At 33.2% G+C, this 26,272-nt stretch carries 25 protein-coding genes; 22 read left to right on the top strand and 3 right to left on the bottom strand.

Features of this window, described 5'->3' with window-relative positions; all coding sequences use genetic code 11:
• Positions 1-62: 62 nt before the first annotated feature.
• Positions 63-1,085: a tRNA (adenosine(37)-N6)-threonylcarbamoyltransferase complex transferase subunit TsaD gene (gene tsaD / locus ADIWIN_RS16260; RefSeq protein WP_020894621.1), complete on the bottom strand. Its 1,023-nt coding sequence runs from the start codon at positions 1,083-1,085 to the stop codon at positions 63-65.
• 165 nt (positions 1,086-1,250) lie between these two features.
• Between tsaD and ADIWIN_RS16255 the strand changes: the two genes are divergently transcribed.
• The 6 genes from ADIWIN_RS16255 (at position 1,251) to ADIWIN_RS16230 (ending at position 9,401) form a co-directional block, all read left to right on the top strand.
• Entirely contained in the window at positions 1,251-5,660 is a 4,410-nt protein-coding gene (locus tag ADIWIN_RS16255; protein ID WP_020894620.1) for a translocation/assembly module TamB domain-containing protein, read from the top strand.
• Positions 5,661-5,796: 136 nt separating this feature from the next.
• Positions 5,797-6,783: a 6-phosphofructokinase gene (gene pfkA / locus ADIWIN_RS16250; RefSeq protein WP_020894619.1), complete on the top strand. Its 987-nt coding sequence runs from the start codon at positions 5,797-5,799 to the stop codon at positions 6,781-6,783.
• A 26-nt stretch (positions 6,784-6,809) separates the two neighbouring features.
• Positions 6,810-7,811, top strand: a complete 1,002-nt coding sequence (gene gap / locus ADIWIN_RS16245; RefSeq protein ID WP_020894618.1) for a type I glyceraldehyde-3-phosphate dehydrogenase — start codon at positions 6,810-6,812, stop codon at positions 7,809-7,811.
• Positions 7,812-7,889: 78 nt separating this feature from the next.
• Positions 7,890-8,753, top strand: coding sequence for a hypothetical protein (locus ADIWIN_RS16240; protein ID WP_020894617.1), 864 nt, complete (start codon positions 7,890-7,892; stop codon positions 8,751-8,753).
• Between the two features lies 1 nt (position 8,754).
• Positions 8,755-9,117, top strand: a complete 363-nt coding sequence (locus tag ADIWIN_RS16235) for a methylglyoxal synthase (RefSeq protein ID WP_020894616.1) — start codon at positions 8,755-8,757, stop codon at positions 9,115-9,117.
• Between the two features lie 101 nt (positions 9,118-9,218).
• Positions 9,219-9,401: a hypothetical protein gene (locus tag ADIWIN_RS16230; protein ID WP_020894615.1), complete on the top strand. Its 183-nt coding sequence runs from the start codon at positions 9,219-9,221 to the stop codon at positions 9,399-9,401.
• A gap of 71 nt (positions 9,402-9,472) precedes the next feature.
• On the opposite strand, the gene ADIWIN_RS16225 is transcribed toward ADIWIN_RS16230, so the two are convergent.
• On the bottom strand, positions 9,473-11,101 hold the full coding sequence (locus ADIWIN_RS16225) for an acyl-CoA carboxylase subunit beta (protein WP_020894614.1): 1,629 nt from the start codon (positions 11,099-11,101) through the stop codon (positions 9,473-9,475).
• 234 nt (positions 11,102-11,335) lie between these two features.
• Between ADIWIN_RS16225 and ADIWIN_RS16220 the strand changes: the two genes are divergently transcribed.
• The 7 genes from ADIWIN_RS16220 to ettA all read left to right on the top strand — a co-directional run bounded on the left by ADIWIN_RS16220 (position 11,336) and on the right by ettA (position 15,700).
• Entirely contained in the window at positions 11,336-11,635 is a 300-nt protein-coding gene (locus tag ADIWIN_RS16220; protein WP_051155487.1) for a DoxX family protein, read from the top strand.
• A gap of 16 nt (positions 11,636-11,651) precedes the next feature.
• Positions 11,652-12,182: an NADPH-dependent FMN reductase gene (locus tag ADIWIN_RS16215; protein WP_020894612.1), complete on the top strand. Its 531-nt coding sequence runs from the start codon at positions 11,652-11,654 to the stop codon at positions 12,180-12,182.
• A gap of 2 nt (positions 12,183-12,184) precedes the next feature.
• Entirely contained in the window at positions 12,185-12,460 is a 276-nt protein-coding gene (locus ADIWIN_RS16210) for a GNAT family N-acetyltransferase (protein WP_020894611.1), read from the top strand.
• Positions 12,461-12,484: 24 nt separating this feature from the next.
• Positions 12,485-12,922: a MarR family winged helix-turn-helix transcriptional regulator gene (locus ADIWIN_RS16205; protein ID WP_020894610.1), complete on the top strand. Its 438-nt coding sequence runs from the start codon at positions 12,485-12,487 to the stop codon at positions 12,920-12,922.
• 25 nt (positions 12,923-12,947) lie between these two features.
• A complete protein-coding gene (locus ADIWIN_RS16200; protein ID WP_020894609.1) occupies positions 12,948-13,673 on the top strand; it encodes a pirin family protein in 726 nt (241 codons plus the stop codon).
• 102 nt (positions 13,674-13,775) lie between these two features.
• A complete protein-coding gene (locus ADIWIN_RS16195; RefSeq protein ID WP_040757621.1) occupies positions 13,776-13,958 on the top strand; it encodes a CAL67264 family membrane protein in 183 nt (60 codons plus the stop codon).
• Between the two features lie 50 nt (positions 13,959-14,008).
• Positions 14,009-15,700: an energy-dependent translational throttle protein EttA gene (gene ettA, locus ADIWIN_RS16190; protein ID WP_020894607.1), complete on the top strand. Its 1,692-nt coding sequence runs from the start codon at positions 14,009-14,011 to the stop codon at positions 15,698-15,700.
• Positions 15,701-15,930: 230 nt separating this feature from the next.
• Here ettA and ADIWIN_RS20405 read toward each other — a convergent pair whose 3' ends face one another.
• On the bottom strand, positions 15,931-16,155 hold the full coding sequence (locus ADIWIN_RS20405) for a hypothetical protein (protein ID WP_147298365.1): 225 nt from the start codon (positions 16,153-16,155) through the stop codon (positions 15,931-15,933).
• 318 nt (positions 16,156-16,473) lie between these two features.
• Between ADIWIN_RS20405 and ADIWIN_RS16185 the strand changes: the two genes are divergently transcribed.
• From ADIWIN_RS16185 to ADIWIN_RS16150, 9 genes are all read left to right on the top strand, one after another.
• Positions 16,474-17,823 carry a coiled-coil domain-containing protein gene (locus ADIWIN_RS16185; protein WP_020894604.1) on the top strand — a complete coding sequence of 450 codons (1,350 nt, stop codon included), beginning with the start codon at positions 16,474-16,476 and terminating at the stop codon, positions 17,821-17,823.
• A 143-nt stretch (positions 17,824-17,966) separates the two neighbouring features.
• A complete protein-coding gene (locus ADIWIN_RS16180) occupies positions 17,967-19,013 on the top strand; it encodes a hypothetical protein (protein ID WP_040757620.1) in 1,047 nt (348 codons plus the stop codon).
• An 80-nt stretch (positions 19,014-19,093) separates the two neighbouring features.
• Positions 19,094-21,049: an AAA family ATPase gene (locus ADIWIN_RS16175; protein WP_020894602.1), complete on the top strand. Its 1,956-nt coding sequence runs from the start codon at positions 19,094-19,096 to the stop codon at positions 21,047-21,049.
• Between the two features lie 75 nt (positions 21,050-21,124).
• Positions 21,125-21,724, top strand: a complete 600-nt coding sequence (locus ADIWIN_RS16170; RefSeq protein ID WP_020894601.1) for an NUDIX domain-containing protein — start codon at positions 21,125-21,127, stop codon at positions 21,722-21,724.
• Between the two features lie 148 nt (positions 21,725-21,872).
• Positions 21,873-22,094, top strand: coding sequence for a DUF6638 family protein (locus ADIWIN_RS21535; RefSeq protein ID WP_020894600.1), 222 nt, complete (start codon positions 21,873-21,875; stop codon positions 22,092-22,094).
• Entirely contained in the window at positions 22,049-23,107 is a 1,059-nt protein-coding gene (locus tag ADIWIN_RS16165) for a DUF6638 family protein (RefSeq protein ID WP_020894599.1), read from the top strand. Before ADIWIN_RS21535 ends, ADIWIN_RS16165 begins: the two co-directional genes overlap by 46 nt.
• 139 nt (positions 23,108-23,246) lie before the next feature.
• On the top strand, positions 23,247-23,783 hold the full coding sequence (locus ADIWIN_RS16160; RefSeq protein ID WP_020894598.1) for a hypothetical protein: 537 nt from the start codon (positions 23,247-23,249) through the stop codon (positions 23,781-23,783).
• Between the two features lie 121 nt (positions 23,784-23,904).
• A complete protein-coding gene (locus ADIWIN_RS16155) occupies positions 23,905-25,602 on the top strand; it encodes a hypothetical protein (protein ID WP_020894597.1) in 1,698 nt (565 codons plus the stop codon).
• A gap of 199 nt (positions 25,603-25,801) precedes the next feature.
• Positions 25,802-26,272 (top strand): hypothetical protein, encoded by a 471-nt coding sequence (locus ADIWIN_RS16150; protein WP_040757619.1) that lies wholly within the window; start codon positions 25,802-25,804, stop codon positions 26,270-26,272.

Raw genomic sequence — 26,272 nt, 5'->3', positions numbered from 1 at the left:
GAAGTAGCAGGATAATAAAAGCTAACTGGTTAATAATCTTTTTAAGAATACAAACTCAAAAATCATATTTTCAATCGTGCCGTAGCCATGACATCAAAATCCGAAAAATCTTTCTCTAAATATTTCAAATACCCAACAATAGCGATCATGGCAGCATTATCGGTAGTGTATTCAAACTTTGGAATATAACTCGTCCATCCAAATTTTTGTTCAGCATCTTTAAGTGCTTTTCTAATGCCTGAATTCGCAGAAACTCCTCCACCAATTGCAATGTGTGTAATGCCAGTCTGCTTTACGGCTAATTTCAATTTAGCCATTAAAATACCGATGATAGTATATTGAATAGAAGCACAGATGTCATTCAGGTTTTCTTCAATAAAGTTAGGATTCGCTTTGACTTCGCGTTGCACAAAATAGAGAATGTTGGTTTTTAATCCCGAAAAACTAAAATTTAGACCATCAACTTTTGGTTTTGTAAATTGATAGGCTTTTGGGTTTCCAAGTTGTGCACGTCTGTCAATTTCTGGTCCAGCAGGATACCCTAAACCTAAAACTTTTCCGCTTTTATCATAAGCTTCACCAACAGCATCATCAATAGTTTCACCTATAACTTCCATATCAAAATGGCTATTCACTTTTACAATCTGTGTATGTCCACCAGAAATGGTCATAGCTAAAAAAGGAAAAGGAGGTTTTTTATGATCTTCTTCGTCTATAAAATGGGCTAAAATATGCGCTTGCATGTGGTTGACATCAATCAATGGAATATCCAAACCATAAGCAAGTGATTTGGCAAAAGAAGTTCCGACTAATAAAGACCCCATTAATCCAGGACCTTTTGTAAAAGCTACGGCACATAATTGCTCCTTTTTAATTCCTGCTTTTTCAATAGCTTGGTGTACCACAGGGACAATGTTTTGTTGGTGTGCCCGCGATGCTAATTCTGGTACAACACCTCCGTATTCTGAATGTATTTTTTGGTCTGCTACAACATTGCTTAGAATTTGGTCGTTACATAGTATTGCAGCACTTGTGTCATCGCAAGACGACTCAATTCCTAGTATATAAATATTTTCTTTTTTCATAGTCGATATTGGGCACAATAATTGTTAATTTTACCAGTTAAAGTCCATTTCCTTACTTAACAACGTATTGTATGGGCAAAGGTAATAAGAAATCATAAAGTAAATCTCATAAATTCTATCAAACGGATATTCAAAATAATAGGAAAAATTGTAGCAATTATAGTGTTGCTTTTTTTTATTTTGTTTTTAGTGTTATCTATTCCTGCTGTGCAAACGAAGTTAGGGAGATATGCTACAGATAGAATTAATAATGATTTTAAAACAAATATAAATATTGGCCGTGTTGGACTTCAGCTTAATGGCGATATTGAACTAAAAGAGATATTAATAAGAGATTACAAGAAGGATACACTTATTAGTGTCGGAGAATTAAATAGTTCCATAATTAGCTTTCAAAATTTATTAAATAGCAAACTCAACTTTGGTGATATTGATCTCCAAGATGTCATGTTTAACTTAAAAACCTATAAAGGAGAAGAGGATACCAATTTAGATGTCTTTGTGGCAAAGTTTGATGACGACAATCCCAGAGTTGGTCCTAGTGAGTTTTTGTTTTCTTCGAGTGATGTTTCCATTGAAAATGGAATTTTTAGATTAGTTGATGAAAACTTAGAAACACCAAAAATATTTGAGTTTACAGAACTCAATGCAAACACCACCAACTTCTTAATAAATGGTCCTGAGGTAAGATCTCGAATTAATAAATTCAGTTTTAGAGATAGTAGAGGTATTGCCGTTAAGAACTTAATGGCAAATTTTGAGTACACCTTAGATCACATGAGTTTTGGTGATCTTAATATTAAGACAGAAGAATCTGAAATAATAGGTGAATTAAGATTTGATTACAACCGAGAAGATTTTAAGCATTTTACAGACAAAGTAAATGTAGTCGCAAGTTTTAAGGGTTCTGATATTTCACTAACAGAATTAAACGTATTTTTTGATGAGTTTGGTACAGACCAACATGCGGCGTTTAATGCTGATTTATCAGGGACGTTAAATAATCTTGAAGCTAAAAATCTCAATATAAGCACAACGACTAACACCAGAATTATTGGAGATATTACGTTTAAAAATTTATTTAGTAAAGAGGATGATAGTTTTGCTTTACAAGGAAATTTTCAAAATTTAGCTTCAAATTATAGAGACTTAACAGCTTTATTGCCAAGGCTACTAGGAAACTCTATTCCTAGTGTTATTTCTAAGGTTGGTAATTTTAAAATAAAGGGAACATCATTTATTACAGCCAAACGTGTTGAAGCAGATTTAGAAATAGACACAGATTTGGGATTTATAAAGTCTAATTTACTGCTTACAAATATTGATAATATAGATAATGCCAATTACGTAGGAAATATTGTATTGGATAAATTTAATATAGGTGAACTTATTAATGATCCTCTTGTTAAAAATGCGTCTTTAAATCTTGACGTTGATGGAAAAGGTTTTACAATTAAAAATTTAAGGACAGATGTAAAAGGAGATGTATTTGTGTTAGACTATAATGGTTATACGTATAGGGATATAAAACTTTCTGGTAATCTTGGAAATAGTATTTTTAACGGAATTGTGAAAATTGAAGATCTTAATTTACAACTCGATTTTAATGGATTAGCAGATTTTTCTGAAGACCTTAAAAAATTCGACTTTAAAGCCAATGTTGGTTATGCTAACCTTAGCGAATTAAATTTTGTAACACGAGATAGTATTTCAGAATTTAGAGGTTTAGTAACGATGTCTGCTACAGGTACAACTATAGATAATGCTGTTGGTGCCATTAATATTAAGAATACAACGTATAAAAATCAAGATAGTGATTACAGTTTTCAAGATTTTGATATTGTCTCTTCTTTTGATAATAATGAACGAACCTTAGCTATAAATTCACCAGATATTATTGATGGGAAAATTACAGGTCAGTTTAAAACCAAAGATATATTAGGTTTAGTTGAGAATTCTGTTGGAAGTATTTACACCAATTTTGTGCCGAATGTTGTAGAAAAAGATCAGTATATCAATTTTAGGTTCAACATATATTCTAAAATCGCAACGGTATTTTTTAAAGATCTCATTTTAGGTAAAAACACGTTTATTGAAGGGCGGATAGAAACTGATGAAAAAGGGTTTGAGCTCACATTTAATTCGCCAGAAATAAAATTTAAAGACTACTTTGCTAATAACATCAATGTCAGTATAGATAATAGCAACCCTCTATTTAACACTTTTATCGAAATTGATAGTCTTAGTGCAGGCATCTATAACGCCTCTCAATTTAGTCTCATTAATGTTACCAAGCGCGATACTTTATTGATTAAGTCTGAATTTAAAGGTGGAACAAATAATGCAGATGATTTTAATCTAAGTCTGTTTTATACAATAGACAAGTCAAACAAATCGGTCGTAGGATTAAGAAAATCTGAAGTAAAATTTAAAGGGTTCGATTGGCTTTTAAATTCGGAAAAGGATACCTTAAATAAAGTAACTTTTGATAGAGATTTTAAAGCTTTTGATATTTTTCCAATACGAATTACGCATGAAGATGAAGAAATATTAGTTTCAGGCCAAGTAAAAGACTCCATTAATAAGAACTTCAATGTAGATTTTAAAGATGTGCAATTGGTGAAAATAACACCCCGAATTGATAGTTTGGCTCTACGAGGTATTGTAAACGGTAATCTAGATGTGGTGCAAAATGCAGGAGTTTATTTACCAAAATCAAATGTGGAAGTCAGTGGTTTTTTTGTAAATGATTACGACTTAGGAAATCTTAAAGCTAAAATAGAAGGGAATAATTCTATCACTAATTATAATGTTGATGTTACTTTGGTTAATGATAATTTAAAATCATTAGACGCAAAAGGTACCATAGATGTCTCAGAGAAGAATCCTGTTATTGACTTAAATGTTAAGTTTGAAGAGTTTCTGTTAGATCCTTTAAATCCACTAGGAGAAGGGGTTATTAACAATATAAGAGGTTTGGTTTCTGGTTATGCCAATGTAACAGGAAGCTTAAATAAACCCGCTATTTATGGGGAGCTATTGCTCGATAGAGCAGGTATGTCCATTCCGTATCTCAACGTTGATTATGGTTTTGATTTCGATTCAAAAGTGTCGTTAAGAGGTCAGCAGTTTATTTTTAATGATGTCTCCATGACAGATTCTAAATACTTTTCAAAAGGAAGTTTAAATGGCTTTATTGCACACAATAACTTCTCAGATTGGAAACTAGGATTAGAATTAGATACCGACCGACTTTTAGTGTTAAACACAGAAGAATCTGAAGACGAATTATATTATGGTACAGGATTTATTTCGGGGAAGGCAGAAATAAAAGGGCCTACAGACCAACTCACCATTAAAGTTATAAATGGACGAACCGAAGCAGGAACAGAGTTTTTTATTCCGCTTAATGATTCTGAAAGTTTTGGAGACAACTCATTTATTCATTTTTTAAGTCCTGAAGAAAAAGCAGCCAGAATTAAAGGAGAGATTTCAGAGCAAATTGAAGTTAAAGGTTTAGTCTTAGATTTTGATTTAAATGTCAACGAAAATGCAGTAATAGAAATCGTAATAGATAAAGAAGCAGGAAGCACTATAAAAGGACGTGGAGTAGGTGGTTTAAATTTTTTAATAAACACCAATGGAACCTTTAATATGTGGGGGGATTTTGTCGTTTATGAAGGGTTTTATAATTTTAAATACGGCGGCTTCGTAGAAAAGAAATTTAAGGTTGAACAAGGAGGAAGTATTGTATGGGAAGGTGACCCTTTAAATGCCGAGTTAAACTTAAAAGCCGTATACGAAGGTAATGCTAACCCTTCCGTTTTATTAGATAATCCTATAAATCAGAGTATCGATGTCGAAGTCGAAATTCATTTAACAGGTAAATTAGAACAACCAGATCCTCAGTTCGATTTTAGATTTCCTAATGTAAGTTCAACGGTTAAATCTGAGTTAGAGTATAGGTTGTCTTCTAAAGACGAGCGCGATAATCAAGCCTTGATATTTTTAGCAACAGGAGGGTTTTCAAGTAGCTTAGGAGGGGCCAATTTTACAGGTACTATCTCAGAACGATTAACAGGAATTGTAAATAATCTTTTTGGTACAAATAATGGAAATCTAGACATCGGTATTGATTTTGAATTAGGTCAAGACACACCAGAATTACAAACAAACAATAAATTTGGTTTAACGCTTCAAACCAAAATAAGCGATAAAATATTAGTAAACGGTAAGGTTGGTGTTCCGTTTGGAAGTGCCAGTCAAACTGTGATAAGCGGAGATGTACAAATAGATTTATTGCTAAATGATGATGGTACATTAAGAGCTAAAGTATTCAATAGAGAAAATAGTATTAGGAACTTTGGTGAAGAAATTGGCTATACCCAAGGTGTCGGTTTGTCTTATAATGTAGAGTTTGATTCGTTCAAAGAATTACTTCAAATTATCTTTTCGGGTAAAAATAAAAAAGATAAAAATGAAAGCAAAGAGAAGGAAAAAAAGAAGAACGAGGACAATGATTTACTGCCAAATTATATGACTATGAAGGAAGAAAAGACAAAAAACAAGTCTTAAACTTCGCAAATTCTTTCATACTTATTAAATACTTATTAACGAAAACGTTTGAATTGATTTATCACTAATTATTTTATGATAATAGTCACTTTTTTATATATTAAGTTTCTTAATTTTACTGTAAATAAATAAGATAATGCTACATACAATAAAAAAAATAGGTGTTTTAACTTCAGGAGGAGATGCTCCAGGAATGAACGCTGCAATAAGATCTGTAGTAAGAACTTGTGCTTTTCATGATATTAAATGCTATGGCATTTATAGAGGTTATGAAGGGATGATTGATGGAGATTTTGTTGAAATGGATGCACGTAGTGTAAAAGGTATCATTAATAAAGGTGGTACAATATTAAAATCTGCACGTTCAAAAGAGTTTAGAACTAAAGAAGGAAGACAAGTAGCCTACGATCAATTAAAAAAAGCAGGTATTGATGCTTTTGTAGTTATTGGTGGAGATGGTAGTTTTACTGGTGCTATGGTTTTTAATCAAGAGTTCGATTTTCCAGTAATGGGAATTCCTGGTACTATAGATAACGATATTTTTGGAACAACACACACACTTGGTTACGATACGGCTTTAAATACCGTTGTAGAAGTTATAGATAAAATTAGAGATACAGCAAGTTCACATAACCGATTATTCTTTATTGAAGTTATGGGTCGCGATGTTGGTCATATTGCTTTAAACGTTGGAGTAGGTGCTGGTGCAGAAGAAATTTTAATTCCTGAAGAAGATTTAGGATTAGATCGTTTGCTAGAATCACTAAGACGAAGTAAAGCATCTGGTAAATCATCGAGTATCGTTGTGGTTGCAGAAGGTGATAAAATAGGTAAAAGTGTTTTTGAACTTAAAGATTATGTTGAAGAAAACATGTCTGAGTACGAAGTACGAGTTTCTGTTTTAGGACATATGCAACGTGGTGGTTCACCATCGTGTTTCGATCGTGTTTTGGCAAGTAGAATGGGAGTGAAAGCAGTAGAAAGTCTTTTAATTGGTAAGAGTAATTATATGGTTGGTATTAAAAACGATATGATGGATTTAACACCATTTGACCAAGCTGTAAAAGGAAAATCTAAAATTAACATGGAACTCTTAAGAGTTTCGGATATAATGACAGTTTAATAACGAATAAAAATAAAAATAGAGAAATGGCAAATTTAAAATTAGGAATCAACGGATTCGGTAGAATAGGAAGAATAGTTTTTAGAGCAACCGTAAAACGTAATGACGTTGATGTTGTAGCAATTAATGATTTATTAGATGTAGAGCATTTAGCATATTTATTAAAATATGATTCAGTTCACGGAAGATTTGATGGAACTGTTGAAGTAAAAGATGGACATTTAGTAGTTGACGGAAAAACAATTCGTGTTACAGCAGAAAGAGATCCTAAAAATTTAAAGTGGGATGAAGCAGGAGCAACAGTTGTTGCAGAATGTACAGGTATTTTTACAACTTTAGAAACAGCTCAGTATCATATTGATGGTGGTGCTAAAAAAGTAGTAATTTCTGCACCAAGTAAAGATGCACCAATGTTTGTAATGGGTGTAAATGATAATACGTTAAAAGCTAGCGATACTATCGTTTCTAACGCGTCTTGTACAACAAACTGTTTAGCACCTATCGCTAAAGTAATTGAAGATAACTTCGGAATTGAAGAAGCTTTAATGACAACGATTCACGCAGCAACTTCTACACAATTTACAGTAGATGCACCATCACCTAAAAATTACCGTTTAGGTCGTTCTGCTCTTAATAACATTATTCCAAGTTCTACAGGAGCTGCAAAAGCAGTAGGTAAAGTAATTCCTGAATTAGACGGAAAACTTACAGGTATGGCATTTAGAGTACCAACTATAGATGTTTCAGTTGTTGATTTAACTGTAAAAACTAAAAAAGACACAACTTTAGCAGAGATTAAAGCAGCAATGAAAAAAGCAGCTGAAGGATCAATGAAAGGTGTTTTAGGATATACTGAAGATGCTGTAGTATCTCAAGATTTCGTAGGTGAAGTAAGAACTAGTGTTTTTGATGCTGATGCTTCAATTGAATTAAATTCTAAATTCTTCAAATTAATATCTTGGTATGATAATGAGTTTGGATATTCAAATAAATTAATTGATTTAGCTCAAAAGGCAAATAGCCTATAATACATATTATTAATTCTGAAAATTCCGTAGAATTATGAGTTTTCATAGGCTACGGAATTTTTAATTATATAGATTATTATGATTTTAATTACAGATGGAGGTTCTACAAAATGCGATTGGATTGCAATTGACTCTAATGGCAAACAAGCTGTTGATAAAATAAGAACCAAAGGTTTAAATCCAGCGATTGTAGCTGAGAAAAAACTAAGTAAAATAATTCGTAAGAGTAAGGAATTAATGGCTATTGCGAGCGATGTTACGCATGTGTACTTTTATGGAGCTGGTTGTGGAACAGAAAAACCAACATTGTTGTTAAAGTCAATTTTAGAATTGTATTTTGTTAACGCAACAGTAGAAGTTAGAGAAGATACGTATGCTGCAGTTAGAGCATGTATTAATTCTAATGATGAAGCTGCTGTAGTTTGTATATTAGGAACAGGTTCTAATTGTAGCTATTATGATGGTAAAGATTTACACCAACGTGTAGCAAGTTTAGGATTTATACTAATGGACGATGCTAGCGGAAACTATTTTGGTAAACAATTAATTAGAGATTACTACTTTAATAAAATGCCAGATACCATTAGTGTGGCGTTTGCTCATAAGCACAATTTAGATGCTGATTTTATTAAGTACAATCTTTACAAGCAAACTAATCCAAGTGCATATTTAGCAGACCATGCGGAATTTATGTTTATAAATAAAGATTCAGAATACATTAGTAATATTATAACTAAAGGCATTCGTCTGTTTGCAGAAAATATGATTCTTCAATTTAAAGAGGAATTAAATGCAGGTGTTCCTGTCCACTTTGCAGGTTCTATTGCCTTTTTCGGACAGCAAGAAATTAAGCAAGTCGCAGATGAATATGGCTTTAAACTCGGTAATTTTGTGAGACGACCAATTGAAGGCTTAGTAGACTATCACGTGAAAAACTTGTAATATGGAAATAGCTATAATAGCTCATGATGGTAAAAAAGCGGAAATGGTTCAATTTTTAAATGAACATAGCAACGTTTTACATCATAAAAATATTAATTTAATTTCTACAGGAACAACTGGAGAAAAAGTATCTAAAGCAGGTTTTAATGTTAATGCTTTATTATCTGGTCCTTTAGGTGGTGATGCTCAAATAGCAGCAAGAGTAGCAGAAGGGAAATGTAATATGGTTCTTTTTTTTAGAGATCCATTAGATCGCCATCCGCATGAACCAGATATTCTTATGTTAATGAGATTATGTGATGTACACAATGTACCATTGGCTACAAATCCGGCTACAGCAGAGTTATTAATGAAGTCTTTATAGTATTTATTTAATAACGTGTTAATAAAACTATGCAAGGCTGTTGTAAAATTTATATTTTGGTTATATCTTTGTACTAACAAAACGAAAACTACACAAGAATTATGTTCGACTTTGATCAATATTTAGGATTTTTAGCATTTTTAACCATATTAACTATAGGATTTTGGTTATTGATTTTCCTTTTAACCTTTGTAGTACCATATTGGATTTTTGGTTCAGCAATGGAACGTTTTAAAGAAGTAAGAGAAGAAAAGAAAGCTAAACGTGAAGGGTTATCCCTTTAATAGCATTTTATGATATGAAAAAAAGAGCGCAATTTGCGCTCTTTTTTTATATATCATATTTACTTGTGAGTTTAAACTTGCAAAACTCCCATATTAAAAGGTTTTTCAATAGGAGCGTGGTTAGCAGCTTCTATTCCCATAGAAATCCATGTTCTTGTGTCTAAAGGGTCAATTACTCCATCGGTCCATATGCGAGACGCCGCATAATAAGGAGATACTTGATTATCATATCTCGATTTAATCTTATTGAATAATTCGTCCTCTTTTTCCTTAGTAATTTTTTCTCCTCTCTTCTTAAGCGAAGCGGTTTCAATTTGCAATAAAACTTTTGCGGCAGAATTACCACTCATCACAGCTAATTCAGCACTTGGCCATGCCGCAATTAATCTTGGATCATAAGCTTTTCCACACATGGCATAATTACCTGCTCCGTAACTATTACCTAAAATAATCGTGAATTTTGGAACTACAGAATTACTAACCGCATTTACCATTTTGGCACCATCTTTAATGATTCCAGAGTGTTCCGATTTACTACCAACCATAAAACCTGTAACGTCTTGTAGAAAAACCAAAGGGATTTTCTTCTGATTGCAATTCGCTATAAAACGCGTGGCTTTATCTGCTGAGTCATTATAAATAACACCTCCAAATTGCATTTCACCTTTTGCGTTTTTTACTAATTTTCGTTGATTAGCAACAATACCAACTGCCCAGCCTTCAATCCGAGCATAAGCCGTGATAATGGTTTTGCCATAATCTTGTTTGTATTCATCAAACTCAGAGTTATCAACCAAACGCTTTATAATCTCTTTCATATCGTATTGGTCAGCACGACTTTTTGGAAGAATTCCATAGATGTCATCCGGATTCTCTTTCGGTTTTTTAGATTCAGCTCTATTGTATCCAGCCTTGTCAAAATCTCCGATCTTATCAACGATGTTTTTAATTTTATCTAAAGCATCTTTATCATCTTTTGCTTTATAATCTGTAACTCCAGAAATTTCACAGTGCGTTGTAGCTCCTCCTAAAGTTTCATTATCTATAGTTTCTCCTATTGCAGCTTTTACTAAATAGCTTCCCGCTAAGAAAATACTTCCGGTTTTATCGACAATTATAGCCTCATCGCTCATAATAGGTAAGTAAGCACCTCCGGCGACACAACTTCCCATGATAGCAGCAATTTGGGTAATGCCCATGCTGCTCATTATGGCATTATTTCTAAAAATTCGTCCAAAGTGTTCTTTGTCTGGGAAAATTTCATCTTGCATCGGTAGAAAAACACCTGCGCTATCAACCAAATAAATAATAGGTAAACGGTTTTCGATAGCGATTTCCTGGGCACGCAAATTCTTTTTTCCTGTAATAGGAAACCAAGCTCCGGCTTTCACAGTTGCATCATTGGCAACAACAATACATTGCTTTCCTTTAATATAACCCATTTTTACAACGACACCTCCAGAAGGACAGCCTCCATATTGCTCATACATACCTTCTCCTGCAAAGGCACCTATCTCTATAGATTTAGCTTTGGGATCTAATAAATAGTTTACACGCTCGCGTGCAGTCATTTTACCTTTAGCTTTATGTTTCTCAATACTTTTTTCTCCGCCACCTAGTTTTACTTTTACTAAGCGTTTTTTTAGATCGGAAAGAAGAAGCTTATTATGGTCTTCGTTTTTGTTGAATTTAATATCCATATGTTTTGCCCAAAATAGTGGGTGTGCTATTTGTTAAAACTTAATTTTTGTTTTGCACGAATTTACAAAACGAAAAGATGTTTGGAAAGTGAATGGTTTGTAAAATAATATTACATGGGGTTATTTTCCTTGGAAACTAATTAATTTTATTGTAAATTTGTATAACTAAAACAAATCAGAAATAAAAAAAATAAGATTATCTACTACGCAGCCACAGGCTTATTAACTTTGTTAATGGTGTTCTCTATTAGCATGTACTTTTTTAAACATGACGATATGATCATCGCATTTACAAATTTTAGATACCCAGCCTATATAATTTATCCGTATGCAGTGGTTAAATTACTTGGGTTGGTGGTGCTTTGGTCACCAGGATTAAAAACTTTAAAGGAATGTACATATTCAGGTTTCTTTTTTGCTTTCATTTTAGCTTTTTTCGCTCATTATATGATTGGTGACGGCGGACAGATGACAGCAGTAGTAGCCTTTATTTTACTGATAACGTCTTATATCTTTTATAAAAAAATCAATTAAACCTAAATAATAAAGAATGAAACATATAATAGTATTTGCAGGAAGTAATAGTAGTACCTCAATAAATAAACAATTAGCCACTTATACATCACAATTAGTAGAAGGTGTTAGTGCAACGGTATTAGATTTAAACGATTTTGAAATGCCAATATACAGTTCCGATAGAGAACAAACTCAAGGTTTTCCAAAGCAAGCTATAGATTTTGTTAATCATTTAAAGGGAGCAGATGGTTTTGTAATCTCTTTAGCAGAACATAACGGTGCGTATAGTACTGCTTTTAAAAACATATTTGACTGGGCTTCTAGAGTAGAACAAAAGACATTTTTAAACAAACCTTTATTACTTATGGCAACGTCTCCTGGCGCTAGAGGTGGAGCTTCTGTTTTAGAAATGGCTTCTGATCGTTTTCCTAGACACGATGCGAATATTGTAGCGCAATTTTCGCTACCTTCATTTCATGATAACTTTTCTGACGGTAAGATTACAAGCGAAGCCTTAAATTCAGAATTATTAAATAAAGTAAAACTATTTAAAAACAGTCTATAATTATGGAATTAAAATACGAAGAATCAAAAAATAGATTTTATCTACTAGATAATGATAAGGAGATTGGTGAAATCACGTATGCTAATGTTAAAGACGGACTCATCGATATTAATCATACAGAGATTGATGTTAACTACAGAGGTCAAGATCTCGGTTTACAATTAATTGAAGCAATTGCAGATTACGCGAGAGAGAATAAATTAAAAGCAAGGGCGAGTTGCCCTTATGTTGCCAAAGTATTTGGTGAGACAGATAAATATGATGACATCAAAGCCTAAATAGAATTTTAAGACTATTAAAATATGGGAGATTTATCGAAAGATATTAATTCAAAATTCGAAAACTTTAAAGTAAAGGCGCTTCTGAATATCATTTATACAGCCAATTGGATTACGAGCCGTCAAAGTGAATCTTTTAAGGACTTTGGGATCTCACAACAGCAGTATAATATTCTAAGAATTTTAAGAGGAGCAAATGAGCCTTTAAAAGTACAGACTATTAAGGATCGAATGTTAGAACGTTCACCTAATGCAACACGATTAATGGATAAACTATGTGCTAAAAATTTAATTAAACGGTTACCATCAGAACACGATAGGCGTGTGGTTAAAATTGAAATCACTAAGCAAGGTTTGGATTTGCTAAACACAATTCCGAGTGATATGAATAAAGAGTTAATTAAAAATTTAAGTGAAGCTGAAGCGGAACAATTAAGTAATTTATTGGATAAAATGCGCTAGTAGAATTAAATAAAAGGAAATAATCATGAAAAAAGTAATACATAAAGCAGACAGTAGAGGATTTGCGGATCATGGATGGTTACAAGCAAATCATTCCTTTAGTTTTGCAAGTTGGAATAATCCTGAACGCGTGCATTTCGGTGCATTAAGAGTCTTAAATGATGATGTTATTGGTCCAAAAATGGGGTTTGGAACACATCCTCACGATAATATGGAGATTATAACCATACCACTAAAAGGAGTGTTAAAGCATCGTGATAATATGAACGACGATTGGCAAGCTGTTCATCCAGGTGAAGTGCAAGTGATGTCGGCAGGAACCGGAGTTCAGCATTCTGAAATTAATGGATCTGTAGATGAGCATTTAAGCCTATTCCAAATTTGGGTGATTCCACAAAAACGAAATGTTGAGCCGCGTTACAGTCAAAAAACATTTAAGTCTGAAGATCGAAAAGGACAGCTTCAAACCATAGTAACGTCTTTTGAAGATGCTGATGTAGAAAGTCTTAAAATTCATCAAGATGCTAAGCTTTCGCGACTAGATTTGTCAGAAGATAAAGCATTCACATATCAACTAAAAGGAGGGGGTCATGGTGTTTATATGATGCTGATTTCTGGTAATGTTGAAATCGAGGGAGATGTTTTAGAATCTAGAGATGCTATAGGGATTTCGGAAACGGATAGCCTCAATATTTTAGCTAAAGAGGATAGCGAGTTATTATTTATAGAAGTTCCTATGATTAATTTTTAGTTGTTGAAACAATTTACATTAGAAGCATCACAAATAGTGATGCTTTTTTTATTTAAAATGCGATATTTGTAAACTAACTAACGATTAAAACTAAGATTGATTATGGCAATGAATAAAAATACGGTATTAGCTTGGGCAACATGGATTATGGTCTTTGTAGGATTAGGATTAATTGCTCTTGGAGCATTTAGATATGATGATGTTGCAGGTTGGGGATTTGCTGCTGTTGGTGGTGGTTTTTTCTGTATTGCATGGGTTTTTAATGCACTAAAAGGACGTGTATAATTAATTTGTGAGGTTCAATGGTTTAACTTTATAATAAATAAGTAACAATTATGAGTGACGATAAAAAAGTGATTTTCGCAATGTCAGGTCTAACAAAGACCTTTCCTGGAGCAAATACTCCTGTTTTAAAAAATATATATTTAAGTTTCTTTTATGGTGCTAAGATTGGTATTCTAGGTCTAAATGGTTCTGGTAAGTCTACATTATTAAAAATTATCGCTGGAGTTGATAATAATTATCAAGGAGATGTGGTTTTTCAACCTGGTTATTCTGTTGGTTATTTAGAGCAAGAACCAAAATTAGACGATGATAAAACGGTTATGGAAATCGTAAGAGAAGGTGCTGCTGAAACTGTAGCAATTCTTGATGAATATAACAGTATCAATGATCAATTTGGTTTAGAAGAGGTGTACAGTAATCCAGATAAAATGGAAAAGCTAATGAACCGTCAGGCAGAATTACAAGATCAGATTGACGCTGCCAATGCATGGGAATTAGATACCAAACTAGAAATCGCAATGGATGCTTTAAGAACTCCAGATGGTGATAAGAAAATTGGTGTACTTTCTGGTGGTGAACGTCGTCGTGTGGCATTATGCCGATTGTTATTACAAGAACCTGATGTTTTACTTTTAGATGAGCCTACTAACCACTTAGACGCAGAATCTGTACATTGGTTAGAGCATCATTTAGCACAATATAAAGGAACTGTTATCGCTGTAACGCACGATAGATATTTCTTAGATAATGTGGCTGGTTGGATTTTAGAACTCGATAGAGGTGAAGGAATTCCATGGAAAGGAAACTATTCATCTTGGTTAGATCAAAAATCTACACGTATGGCACAAGAAAGTAAAACAGCTTCTAAGCGTCAAAAGACATTAGAGCGTGAGCTAGATTGGGTACGTCAAGGAGCAAAAGGTCGTCAAACAAAGCAAAAAGCACGTTTGAAGAACTATGATAAACTAATGAGTCAAGATCAAAAGCAGCTTGACGAAAAATTAGAAATCTATATTCCTAATGGACCACGTTTAGGTACAAATGTTATTGAAGCTATTGGTGTTGCTAAGGGGTATGATGATAAATTACTCTACGATAATCTAAATTTCAATTTGCCTCAAGCTGGTATTGTTGGTATTATTGGACCAAATGGTGCTGGTAAAACAACTATTTTCAGAATGATAATGGGAGAGGAAGCATCAGATAAAGGTGAATTTAAAGTCGGAGAAACGGCGAAGATTGCATACGTTGATCAGAAGCATTCAAATATTGATCCTGAAAAAACAATTTGGCAAAACTTTAGTGATGAGCAAGAATTGGTAATGATGGGGGGTAAGGAAGTAAATTCTAGAGCCTATTTAAGCCGATTTAACTTCTCTGGTGGTGAGCAAAACAAGAAAGTAAAATTACTTTCTGGTGGTGAGCGTAACCGTTTACATCTAGCTATGACACTTAAAGAAGAAGGTAATGTATTACTTTTAGATGAGCCAACTAACGATTTAGATGTTAATACATTAAGAGCTTTAGAAGAAGGTTTAGAGAACTTTGCAGGTTGTGCTGTTGTGATTAGTCACGATAGGTGGTTTTTAGATAGAATTTGTACGCACATTTTAGCTTTCGAAGGGGACTCTCAAGTCTATTTCTTTGAAGGAGGATTTAGTGAATATGAAGAAAATAAGAAGAAACGTTTGGGTGGTGATTTAATGCCAAAACGAATTAAGTATAGAAAGTTGGTAAGGTAAATTTACCGACTATTGAAACAAAAAAGAGCCAGCAAATTGCTGGCTCTTTTTTTTATGTTTTCTTATTTTCTAACTGTTTTATTTTTTCTTTCAATTTTCTGGATTTTAAATATTGTAAAGCCCATAAAATTGTCATTGTAACAAACCCAATTCCCAAAATACTTATCATTCGTTGAGAAGAGCCATCTAGAATAAGAGTAATCGCTATTAAATTCATTATAATTCATTATTTAATTATCACCATAAAGATGCCCGCTATGTAAATCTTCACCAGATTCTTCATAATCTTTATAAGCATTGGTTTGCATTAATTTTTTGTTTTCCGATTTTAACTTATACATCTTAATGATGGCTATTAAAATAAAAACGAGAAAAATAGATGCTACGGCTATTAAGATCATCGTAAGCTGTGTAGTCGTCACAATCAAAGCCTTTGAAAGCAGGTTCTTATGCATTATTAGTCGTTTTAGATTTGGGTTCTACAGTGCTAATATATAAAAAAAGTTAATGTTAAATACTTAATAGTAAATTATTTACAAACTATTAGTTCACAAACACACCGATTAACTGTTGTATAAGTCCGTTTAACCACAGTGTTTTTAAGGTGAATATGATGTTATTAAATTATTAAGAAATTCAATTTTATTTCAATTTTCTGTAACAAATATTAAAAAACTGCTACCTATATTTTAGCAACTAAAGTTTTTGTAGTCTTAAAAAATTACCGAAATTGCTTAACAGAATGATGTTCAACTTTAATAACACTACACTATATGCCTGATGATTTTGATTTATTAGAAACCAATTCACAAGAGAAAGCTGAAAAAGTCGATGTAAATTGGGGAAAAGCCATTGACCAAATGAAGTCAAAGCTTGCTCAAGAAGATGACCCAGAAAGTCGTCAGAAAATATTAAATGCAACATTAGATAATGTTGTGGATATGGCAGAAAAAGATAGATCTACGTTATTAGATGCCATTAAGGACTTAACAGATTACCAAGATGAAGTTGGTATTATGTTCGAAGGTTTTTCGGCCTTAAATGGTGCTGAGCAGAAAATCATTGATGATGCTATCAAACGTTTAGAACGTGCTAAAGTTGAACTTGAGGATGCAAATAACAAACCAGACACATGGTGGAATAACCTTTGGGGGCGCAAAAGCAAAATAAATGATGCCGAAGCAGAACTTAAGAATGCTCAAAAAACACGTGATGCTGCAGATAATGAAGCAAAAGCAATGTTTCAGCAACGTATTGAAACGGCAGATGTTCAAACCTTATTAAATGAATTATCATTTAAGAGTCAAGCAGCGATTAAGCGTCTAAAAGACAGAGAAATTGAAATTAAAGAAGTTGAAGAAAGCCTTAAAACAGCGATCGTAGAAGCCTCTAACAATCACACAAAAGCACTTCAAAAGAAAAAAGAAGTAGAAGATAAGCTAGAAACGGAATATGCGTTATTAAAACAAGCACGGCAAGCTTTAGAAGAAGTTTCAGACAAACAATCAACAGATTATTCTGATGCTTTAAGTAAAGTAACCACTTTAGAGCAAAAAGTTGAAGAGTTAGAAGGTCTTAAAAATGCTTATACAACATTAGCAGCTTCAAAAGATAGTTTCGTACACAAGCATAACCTTACTATTAAAGTATTAACATCTTTACGTAGTAATTTACAAACGCACCGTGCAAAATTAAAGTCTGATACAGACGAGCGTTTAAAGTATTACGATGGTTATGTAGTGGCTTTAAAAGCACGTACAGATCAAGAATTTGCAGCAATCTTAGAACATTTAGGTGTTAAAACGGATGAACATATAGGAGTCACTTTAGCAGCGATGCACACAGCAAGTGCTAAAGCGCGTCAAGAAATGATGGATAATATTCCAGTACACGAAAAAGTGATGCAGGGTGTTTATGGTAGTTATGCTGAAGCTCTACAAGAAATTCGTGAAAAAGATAAGTCTATTCAAAAGAATTTTGCTGAGCGTTATGGAATTGATATGAAAGAGATTTTCGAAGATTACTATGCCGCAGATGCAAACGCGCCTTCAGGAGGTGATGGAGGAGGAGAGCCAGCAGGTGAACCAAAGCCAGAAGCTGGAGATGATGATTTGTTAGGATAATAAATAGTTGTTAGTTATCAGTATTCAGTTGGCAGTCAAATCGAGACTGAATACTGTGGCTAAAACTATATATTCAATATCTTTTTTAAATAATATTTTTCAGGTATTCTTGGGACACTGAATACTGCCAACTGCCTACTAAAATGATTGTAACACCACTAGATTCAGCAATACTAGATTCCAAAGAGCAATATGTATTCTATCACAAAATGATAGATTTCTCGCTGAAAGAACTCATTGTTGCTGTTCAACAAAAACAAATTCTGAACCAACAAGAAGTGCTTCTTTTTAAGCAATACAGCGATTTATTATTGTATTCTATTGAAGCCATGCGTGTAAAATACATGTATGACGATGAAGAAAACATGAAGGTCGATTTAACGGACTCTAGTTTTCCTAATTATTTAGAATTCCGTTACTTATTTAATGATTTAGCATTACGAGAAGATTATTTAGGCAAACTCACAGATGTAGATACTTTAAAAGACGAGTTTTTAGACACTTTAATGCGAAAGAAAGAACCTATTGCTAAGCGTAAGCTCTTTCAAGCAGCTTCAATAGTGTATTATACGTCTGCCAAAAAAGAATATATTTTTAATCGTTTTGTTCAAGGTAAAATTATAGCAGCACCAGAAGGTTCTGTTGCAGAACATTTGGTGAGTTGGAGTTTTTATGATGTGTCTCACAACAGACCATTTATTTGCTACATGTATTTTGATTACGACGGTAAAGATCCTCTAAAGGAGCGCAATGAAATTTATAGTGCCTTAAAATCTATTGCAGACCGTGAAATGTCTTTAGATACGATGGCGTATGGTATTGATAAACGTCTGCCAAAAGTATTTCCAAAGCTCATAAAACGTGTAGACTTAGGGCCAATTCATAACATATTTGCTAAAGACGAAAATAAAGTGACACATGCCATTTTACAAAGTATAGCAAATAAGGAGATTCCATTAGAATCGTATGCGATTTCATTTAAAATAGATGAATTAAAATCGGCTAGCGAATTTAAAGAAGGTGGCTTTTTTAGTAAACAAACCTATCAACGTTGGGACGCTATGTATAGACAGCGTTATGTCTTTGCACCGCACAGAATCATACAAATGCTATATAATAAAACACCTGAGATTATGAATAAGTTGGCAATGTCGCCAGTTCAAATTTCGGAATTAAAAATCGATAAATAAGATGAAAGTTTGGAGTCTGAAGCTCGAAGATTCGAGTAAGAAAACTTTTCACTTTTCACTTTTCACTTATAACTCAATCAATGGAACACAACTCAACTTTCCCTATAAAACAAAATGAATTAGATATGCTTCGCGATGAAGCAACATCATACTTAAAATCTATTCAATGGGAACAAGGTCAACGCGCTAAAAACAAAGATAACGACGCTAAAGACGAATCTATTTTATTGTATTTGTCTAGAGCCAATAACGGAAGCAACGTCAATGTCACTTCAGTTTCAAAAACCATTTTGGCTTTAAAAAAGCGTTTGTTACCAGAATCGGTTGCACTTCCTATTTTCTTAAATCAAACGTTGTATGCTGTACAAGAAGGATTGACTTTGGGCATATGGATTAAAGATTCGTATTATGATGCTTCGGGTTTATCGAGTTTAAGTGAGAATAAATCAGCATTAGATAGTTCAGGAAGGCGAGAGTACGAAAGCAAAATGCATACATCAACGGCATTTATGTTGTTCGCCACGGCTTATAAGATTTTACATGATTTAAAACCGCATGCTTCAGATGATTTATCGGTGATGAAGCAGAAGTTTGCAGGTATTCCGGAAGTGTCTTTATTGACTCCTCTAAAAGGAATTTCGTGTCAGTTGTTTTATTACGACAAGTATTTAGGTCATCCTGAAATTATAAAGTCAGATAAAGATGTTATAGATTTTACAGTGGTTTATTTTGAAGCTTTAATTGCAGAAATTCAACTACGTAAAAGCAGTTTAGAATATACGGAAACCGTTTCGGACCGAACGTATAAACTTGAAAACTCAGACTTTGCAGTTTCCGGTTGGGAAAATGTTTTTCAAGGGACAGCAAAGAGTATTGAATTCAATAAAATACAGTTCGAACAAATAGTAGGTAACAAAGATGCTAAACATTTTGGTCGTCGATTAACTGAACGTTTGTTAAGTTATGATATTGAAGCAAAGAAAAATCCATTTCAAGAATTAGGTGGATTTATGCCTGTTTTTATGGGTTATGGAATTCCGGGAACAGGAAAAAGTATGTTAATTGCTGCCATCGCCACCCGATTAAAAGAACATTCTGATAATTTAGATATTCCATTTTTATTTCATCCAATGCCAGATACGCTGATATCTACATTTCAAGGTGGTTCTGCCGAAAAAATGGTAGAGTGGATGAAGCCTCTGCAAGATCCTACCAAATTAATTTTCGCACCAATTGATGATGCCGAAAATAATTTGCAAGAACGAACCGCTCAAGGAGTTTCAGCAGGTGTAAAAGAAGTGATTGGTGTATTTTTAAGATATACAGAAGGTGCTTATGCTGTGAATTATGGAAACAGTTCAATTGGTTTATTTACCAACCTACCAGAAATGCTAGATAAAGCGGTGATTTCTCGTGTACAAGGTCGATTTAAAATTGATGGAGCACGCTCAGAGCACGATTTTGTGGATCAAGATTACATCTGGTGGAAGAAGTTAAGAGATACTATGCCAGATTTTGTAAATATGAAAGATCCTGAAGTTTATAAATACTTATCAGATCAGGGTTTAGCAAACAGTATGGGCGAAATTTTGAATGCGGTCGATCACCCTTCAGAAGAACGTGTTCACGATACGTTTAATAAAGTAGAAAAGCTTCACAAAAACAATGACCATATGTTTTATGCGGCTTTGTATAAAGAGATTCAGAAGATATTTCCGTTTTTCTCTTCAAGAGATGTTAGAAATATTCAATCTGCAATTTCATTACGTCTTACGGATTTCGATTTAGAACAAGATTGGTTTGAGAATCCTGAAACGTATTTTAAAAAGGATTATGAAACGAAGTTCAAAATGCTTCAAGAATTAATGAAATCGAATATGAAAGGTTTAAACTTTTCAGATATAAGACGACAAGAAGTGATTCGCTATTTAGATAATGTAGCAACCATAGCAGATACAGACTTTAAACGAAAAGTGGATGCGAGAGTGAATCAGATGAATATAGATAGTGAAGCTAGAGCGCAGTTTGGGAATTAAATTTAAAAGTGTAAAGTAAAAAGTGTGAAGTCTATGTCATTCCGACACAGTGAATAACGAGCGACGATAAATCTTATGAATAACCTAAAGAACATAACTAAAACAACCCTTTCAAAAGAATGGGCAAGATTAGATAGAATCGATTACGATTATCAATTTAAAAATGGGGAATGGAAACGTTTATCACGCGAATGTTATAATCGTGGAAATGGTGCTGCAATATTACTATACAATGTAGAAAAACAAACGGTTATTCTTACTAAACAATTCCGTATGCCAGCTTATGAGAATAATAGTAGTGAGGGTATGTCAATTGAAGCCTGTGCAGGAGCTATAGATAATAATGATAAGCCTTTAGAAACTATAATTAGAGAAACAGAAGAAGAGGTTGGTTATAGAATAAGTGATGCAAAGCTAGTTTTAACAGCATATACATCACCAGGCGCTTTAACGGAAAAGATGTTCTTATTTGTTGCAGAATATGATGAGGGCATGAAAGTTAGTAAAGGTGGCGGATTAGAAAGTGAAGATGAAGACATTGAAATTCTTGAAATTCCGTTTTCAGAAGCTTTAGAAATGATTAAAAAAGAAGAGATTATAGATGCAAAAACGATTATGTTATTGCAATATGCTCAGATTAATAAAATTCTAATTCCTGAGTACAAAGGAATCTAATGAGACAAAAAAGAAGGTCAAATAAAACCAATGGTGTTTAGTGGGAAATAGTTTTAAAACCTATTAATGATTTTTTGAGAGATTTAATTATAATTAATGAGATTACCGCTGAAGTTTATCTTGAGCGAAGCCGAAAGACAGCAACAAGATGAATAAACTAAAACAAGCTAACCTATACAGAAGCGAACTTATTCCCATAAGCGGAAAACTAGTTGAGCGTTACAACAAGTGCTTGAAAACTTTGGGGTTTTCAGAAACGAAGTTGACCTCATTTTTTATTGATGGCATGGGTTGGAGTCCTGATATTGCTGAAGAAAGAAAAACATGCATTACCTTAATCATGGTGATGCAAATCCACATGGGATTATAATTTCACCATTGCAAAAAGGGAAACCTGTGTATCTACCGTTTCATTCTTTTGATAAGGAAATGATGCAACATGTTTTTAGAACGCATGGTCAAAAAATTAATGATATTACTAGAGATTCTGCTATTTGTATAAATTTTGATCAGAATATCGATGTGTTTTATGAGCCTTTAGATGTGTTGAAGTATGATAAAATCAATATCACATTCAAGCTTATAGATAACTTAGAACAGGTTCAAAAAGATCAGTTACATCTCGTTGATAAATTTAAAAATGGTAATAACTTTATAGATGAAGGCATTCATCAACAATTACTAGATTCTGCAAAGATATTTGGCGATTTAAGAGATAGAGACTTAAGCTTACATCCCTTACAATTTAGAACAGATTCGTTTTACACAAGGGCTTTTGACGGAGTGTATTTACTTCGTGATTTTATAAAACCGATAGTCATTTTTGAAAGTAAAGAACATTATAAGGAAGCGATAAAAGATACCATTCACGATGTGCTGATTTATCATATTGATCAACCAGAATTAGTAGATAAGCTAAAGGATCATTTAATAATTGAATGTGATTTGGAGACGTTAGTAAAAACACCAAATTACGATCGCGTTAAGAAGTTTGAATTAGCTCAGTTTTTAAAAGAGACTGAACATCCTATTAAGGATATTTTAAATGACAATGTATTATTTAAAAGTTATTTAAACAAAATAGACATCAATGCCAGAAAGCAAGTAATGAGTGTCGAAATATATCTTGAAAAGTTAGAACATAGTAATGCCTATAAAATTGAAGATATTGTAGATCAGGCCTTTTATTTTGCCTTGCATCAGCCACATTCATCGTTGTCTTCTGAGCATCGCGATTTAATTCATAAGTTACTCATTAACATTGCTCCAATGGATGTATTATTCTTGTATTGGTATGACAAAGAGCAGTTTTATATAAATTATTTGACTTGGGATGATTCTTTTAAGGATTGGGTAATTGAAAGAATCCGTAACAATATTTAATAATTTTAGACTAATTTAGTAGAGCATTTTTTTGCTCGCAAAGACGCAAAGAAAATATTAATTCAAGTTGTCAGCAAACTTCTAGCTTCAAGCTTCGTGCTTCAATCTTAACTGCTTCCAACTTCTAACTTTTACAACCATGGGAATTGAACTCGTTATATTTATAGCCGCCATTTTATTCGGAATCTTTCTGTATTGGAGAGAATCTAATAGCAATACTACATATCGCTTTTTAAATAAAATAGTCAATAGTAAAGAGCTACAAATGAGTCCTGATAATCCAAAAGGATTTGTTTACAAACAATCGCTTTTACCACGTATTATTTTTGTGGTCAGTTTGGTTCTGGTATCCGCTTTAATCGTGGAGTTTTTAACACCGATTGCTGTTTTTAGTAGTTACAATGGCGTTTCTGCATTTGCATCTTTTGCCGTTGGAACGCTTTTAGGAACTTACATTGCTGGTTTTGTAATTAAATCGTCTGAAGTTATTGAAGAGCAAAGTGAATCTTTAGAAGATAAATTTGATGATGTAGTTGAAAAAGGTAAAGATTTTATAGAGGATCTAAGAACCAGAGAACCTAAAGTGGTTGAGGAAGCAAAGAAAGAAATTAAAACAGAACCTGAAGTAGAAAAACCAAGTGCACGTGACCGTTTGAAAGATAAGGGTCTTATGTAATAATAAGCTTAGATTAATTTAGGGTTTGAAAAAATAGCTTGTCATTCCGCACTTGATGCGGAATCTACAAGAAACGTTTAATAAATATAGATTCCTGCCTTCGCAGGAATGACAGAAAATCATGATAAAAAACTATTGGAACAAAGGAGGCAAACAAAAACGAATCACTGTTTTCGTAGTATTGCTATTATTAGTGTTATTATTCTTTTTTAGGGATGACTATCAACCTGTTTTATTATTTCTAAGAAAGTATATTTTTATTATATCGGTAAGTGTATTACTTCTGTTTTTCGGCTTACGTAAATTCAGAAAATCAGCTAAAGTAGGAAGTCGATTAGCCGTTTTAGCGTTACTCATTATCTTCTTTGGATTATTGTATGTTGTGGGTTGGCACTATAAAATGTACGACTATATGAAAACGTATAATGTTTTCAATAGTATAGATAAAGTTGAAATAAACGAATTGCCATTAACCCAAAATGAACGTATTCAGCCGTTAAGGAATGTTTTTTCGATGGCCAATGAAAGTGTTGGTGAAACTAAAGATGTGTCCTTACCACATTTAGTAAGGGTAGATGGTCAGAATAAATGGACCATGGCCATTCAACCGAGTGAAAAGTACGTTATGCAACGTATTAGCGATAATACGGAAGAAGTCTTTTCGGTAAGTAGTACCACTCCATTTCCTAGATTTTCTAATGAGAATCGTATTGATGTGACGTTTTCAATTGGTGAGTCATTAAAATTTAGTAGAAACACTTACAATGCCGTAGTGCAGCGCTTTAATCCTTGGATGCTATTTAATCACGAGCCTAGTGATACCTTTTATATGAAAAATGATAATGGTGAATGGGTGCAAGTGGTGAGTTTAATTAAATGGAAAGGTTTCTTTTTTCCGTATCCAAGTTTTGGCGGTGTGATGATTATTGAAAACGGAGAACACGATTTTAACGATTATATGGAGCGGATTTTAATTGGAAAAGGAACGTATGTAAGTCCAGATGACATTAAAAATTATCCGTTCTTAATGAAACAAAATACCTTATCTGAAAAGGTGTCTCAACTTGAAGCAGAATCGTTAAAATTCTTAGGAGGCTTTAGTGATCCTTTACCTTGGAACATGAAAACGGCTGTGAAAATTCCTGTGATGCCTAAAGATCAAAATCAACAACCTTATGTTACTGACTTCAATTTTTCGGGTTCAAATAGTGATGCTTACAGTGGATTGTATCATTGGTTTGGCTTAGAGCCAGTGGGAGATGAGCGTACCAGTTTAAGTTATAGTGTGTTTGTGCCTGCTGATGGAACTGATAAATTATATTATTATGATCATGCGACTAAAAAGCAAGGTTATGCAGGTGTTTCTGCGATGCCATTAAAAGTAAAAGAATCTAAAAAAGAATACGATTGGACGGCAAGTACACCAGTAGAATTTAGACCTTATATAAAAGATATTGCAGGCAGAAAGCGTATGTTCTTCCTAGGAACAATATCATCAATTAGCTCAACGGATGCCCAGCAATTTGACGGTTCTGCAACACCAGATTTAGTGTTGATAGACAGTGAATACAGAGATGTTATTTGGATAGATGTAAAGCATCCGAGTACATGGGATGAAGAAGTTTATAATCAATTAAACGAAGCTTGGAGAGCGAGTGAAGGTATTGGTTATTTTTATAACGAAAAACCAAAAGATGAAGACATTATGGAACAACAAATGGATTCATTAATGTCTATTCCGAGGATTGAAGATAATACCGATAAGATTAATACTTTACAACGTCAACTAGATTCTTTGAAGGCTGTTAGTGGACAGTAACATTTTAAAGTTATAAAATAATTTCAGACCTGTCAGATTTTAAAAATCTAACAGGTCTTTTTTATTAATGATATTTCAATTTGATAAATAATTGTTTTACTCAAACGACTTATTTAACATTCTGTTATTATTTCATAATCTATTAAAAAAACTGTAACAAAACCTTCAAATATCAGACCTATAATATAAAGGTAATATTATGGGTTACATGGGTTTGGGTTTGCAAAAATGGATTTATGGGATGCGTCCTCGTAAGCCATTTTCTATGCAACGAAAGGGCTCATTTACTGCGATCCCAACCTATAGTAGAAAATTTAAACTTCAATACTCAAATAATAAAGGAAGTTATAATTTTGGAATAATATTGTTCCTTGTTATGGTGTTGGTTATTACATTATATATTCCAAGTTGGTTAGACCATTCTAGGTTGCAACATAAGCAAGAATTGGCTTGGGCTATAAAGAAAGATAGGGATGCTTTTAATTTTTTGATTAAATCAGGAAAACAGCGCTTAAATAAAGGCAGAATTTCAGGCGCCTACTCAGAATTTAAATTAGCATATGCTATTAAGCCTAAAGACAAAGAGTTGAATCAGTTACTTTTAGATACTTTAGGAATTCTTTGTTTAGATTATGATAGGCATTGCGACGACTTATTAAAACTAGAGTAG

Origin of the sequence: Winogradskyella psychrotolerans RS-3, assembly GCF_000427335.1 — a bacterium.
Lineage (GTDB): Bacteria > Bacteroidota > Bacteroidia > Flavobacteriales > Flavobacteriaceae > Winogradskyella > Winogradskyella psychrotolerans.
Note: the sequence above shows the minus strand (reverse complement) of the source record. Positions and strands in the feature narration are given on the sequence as shown.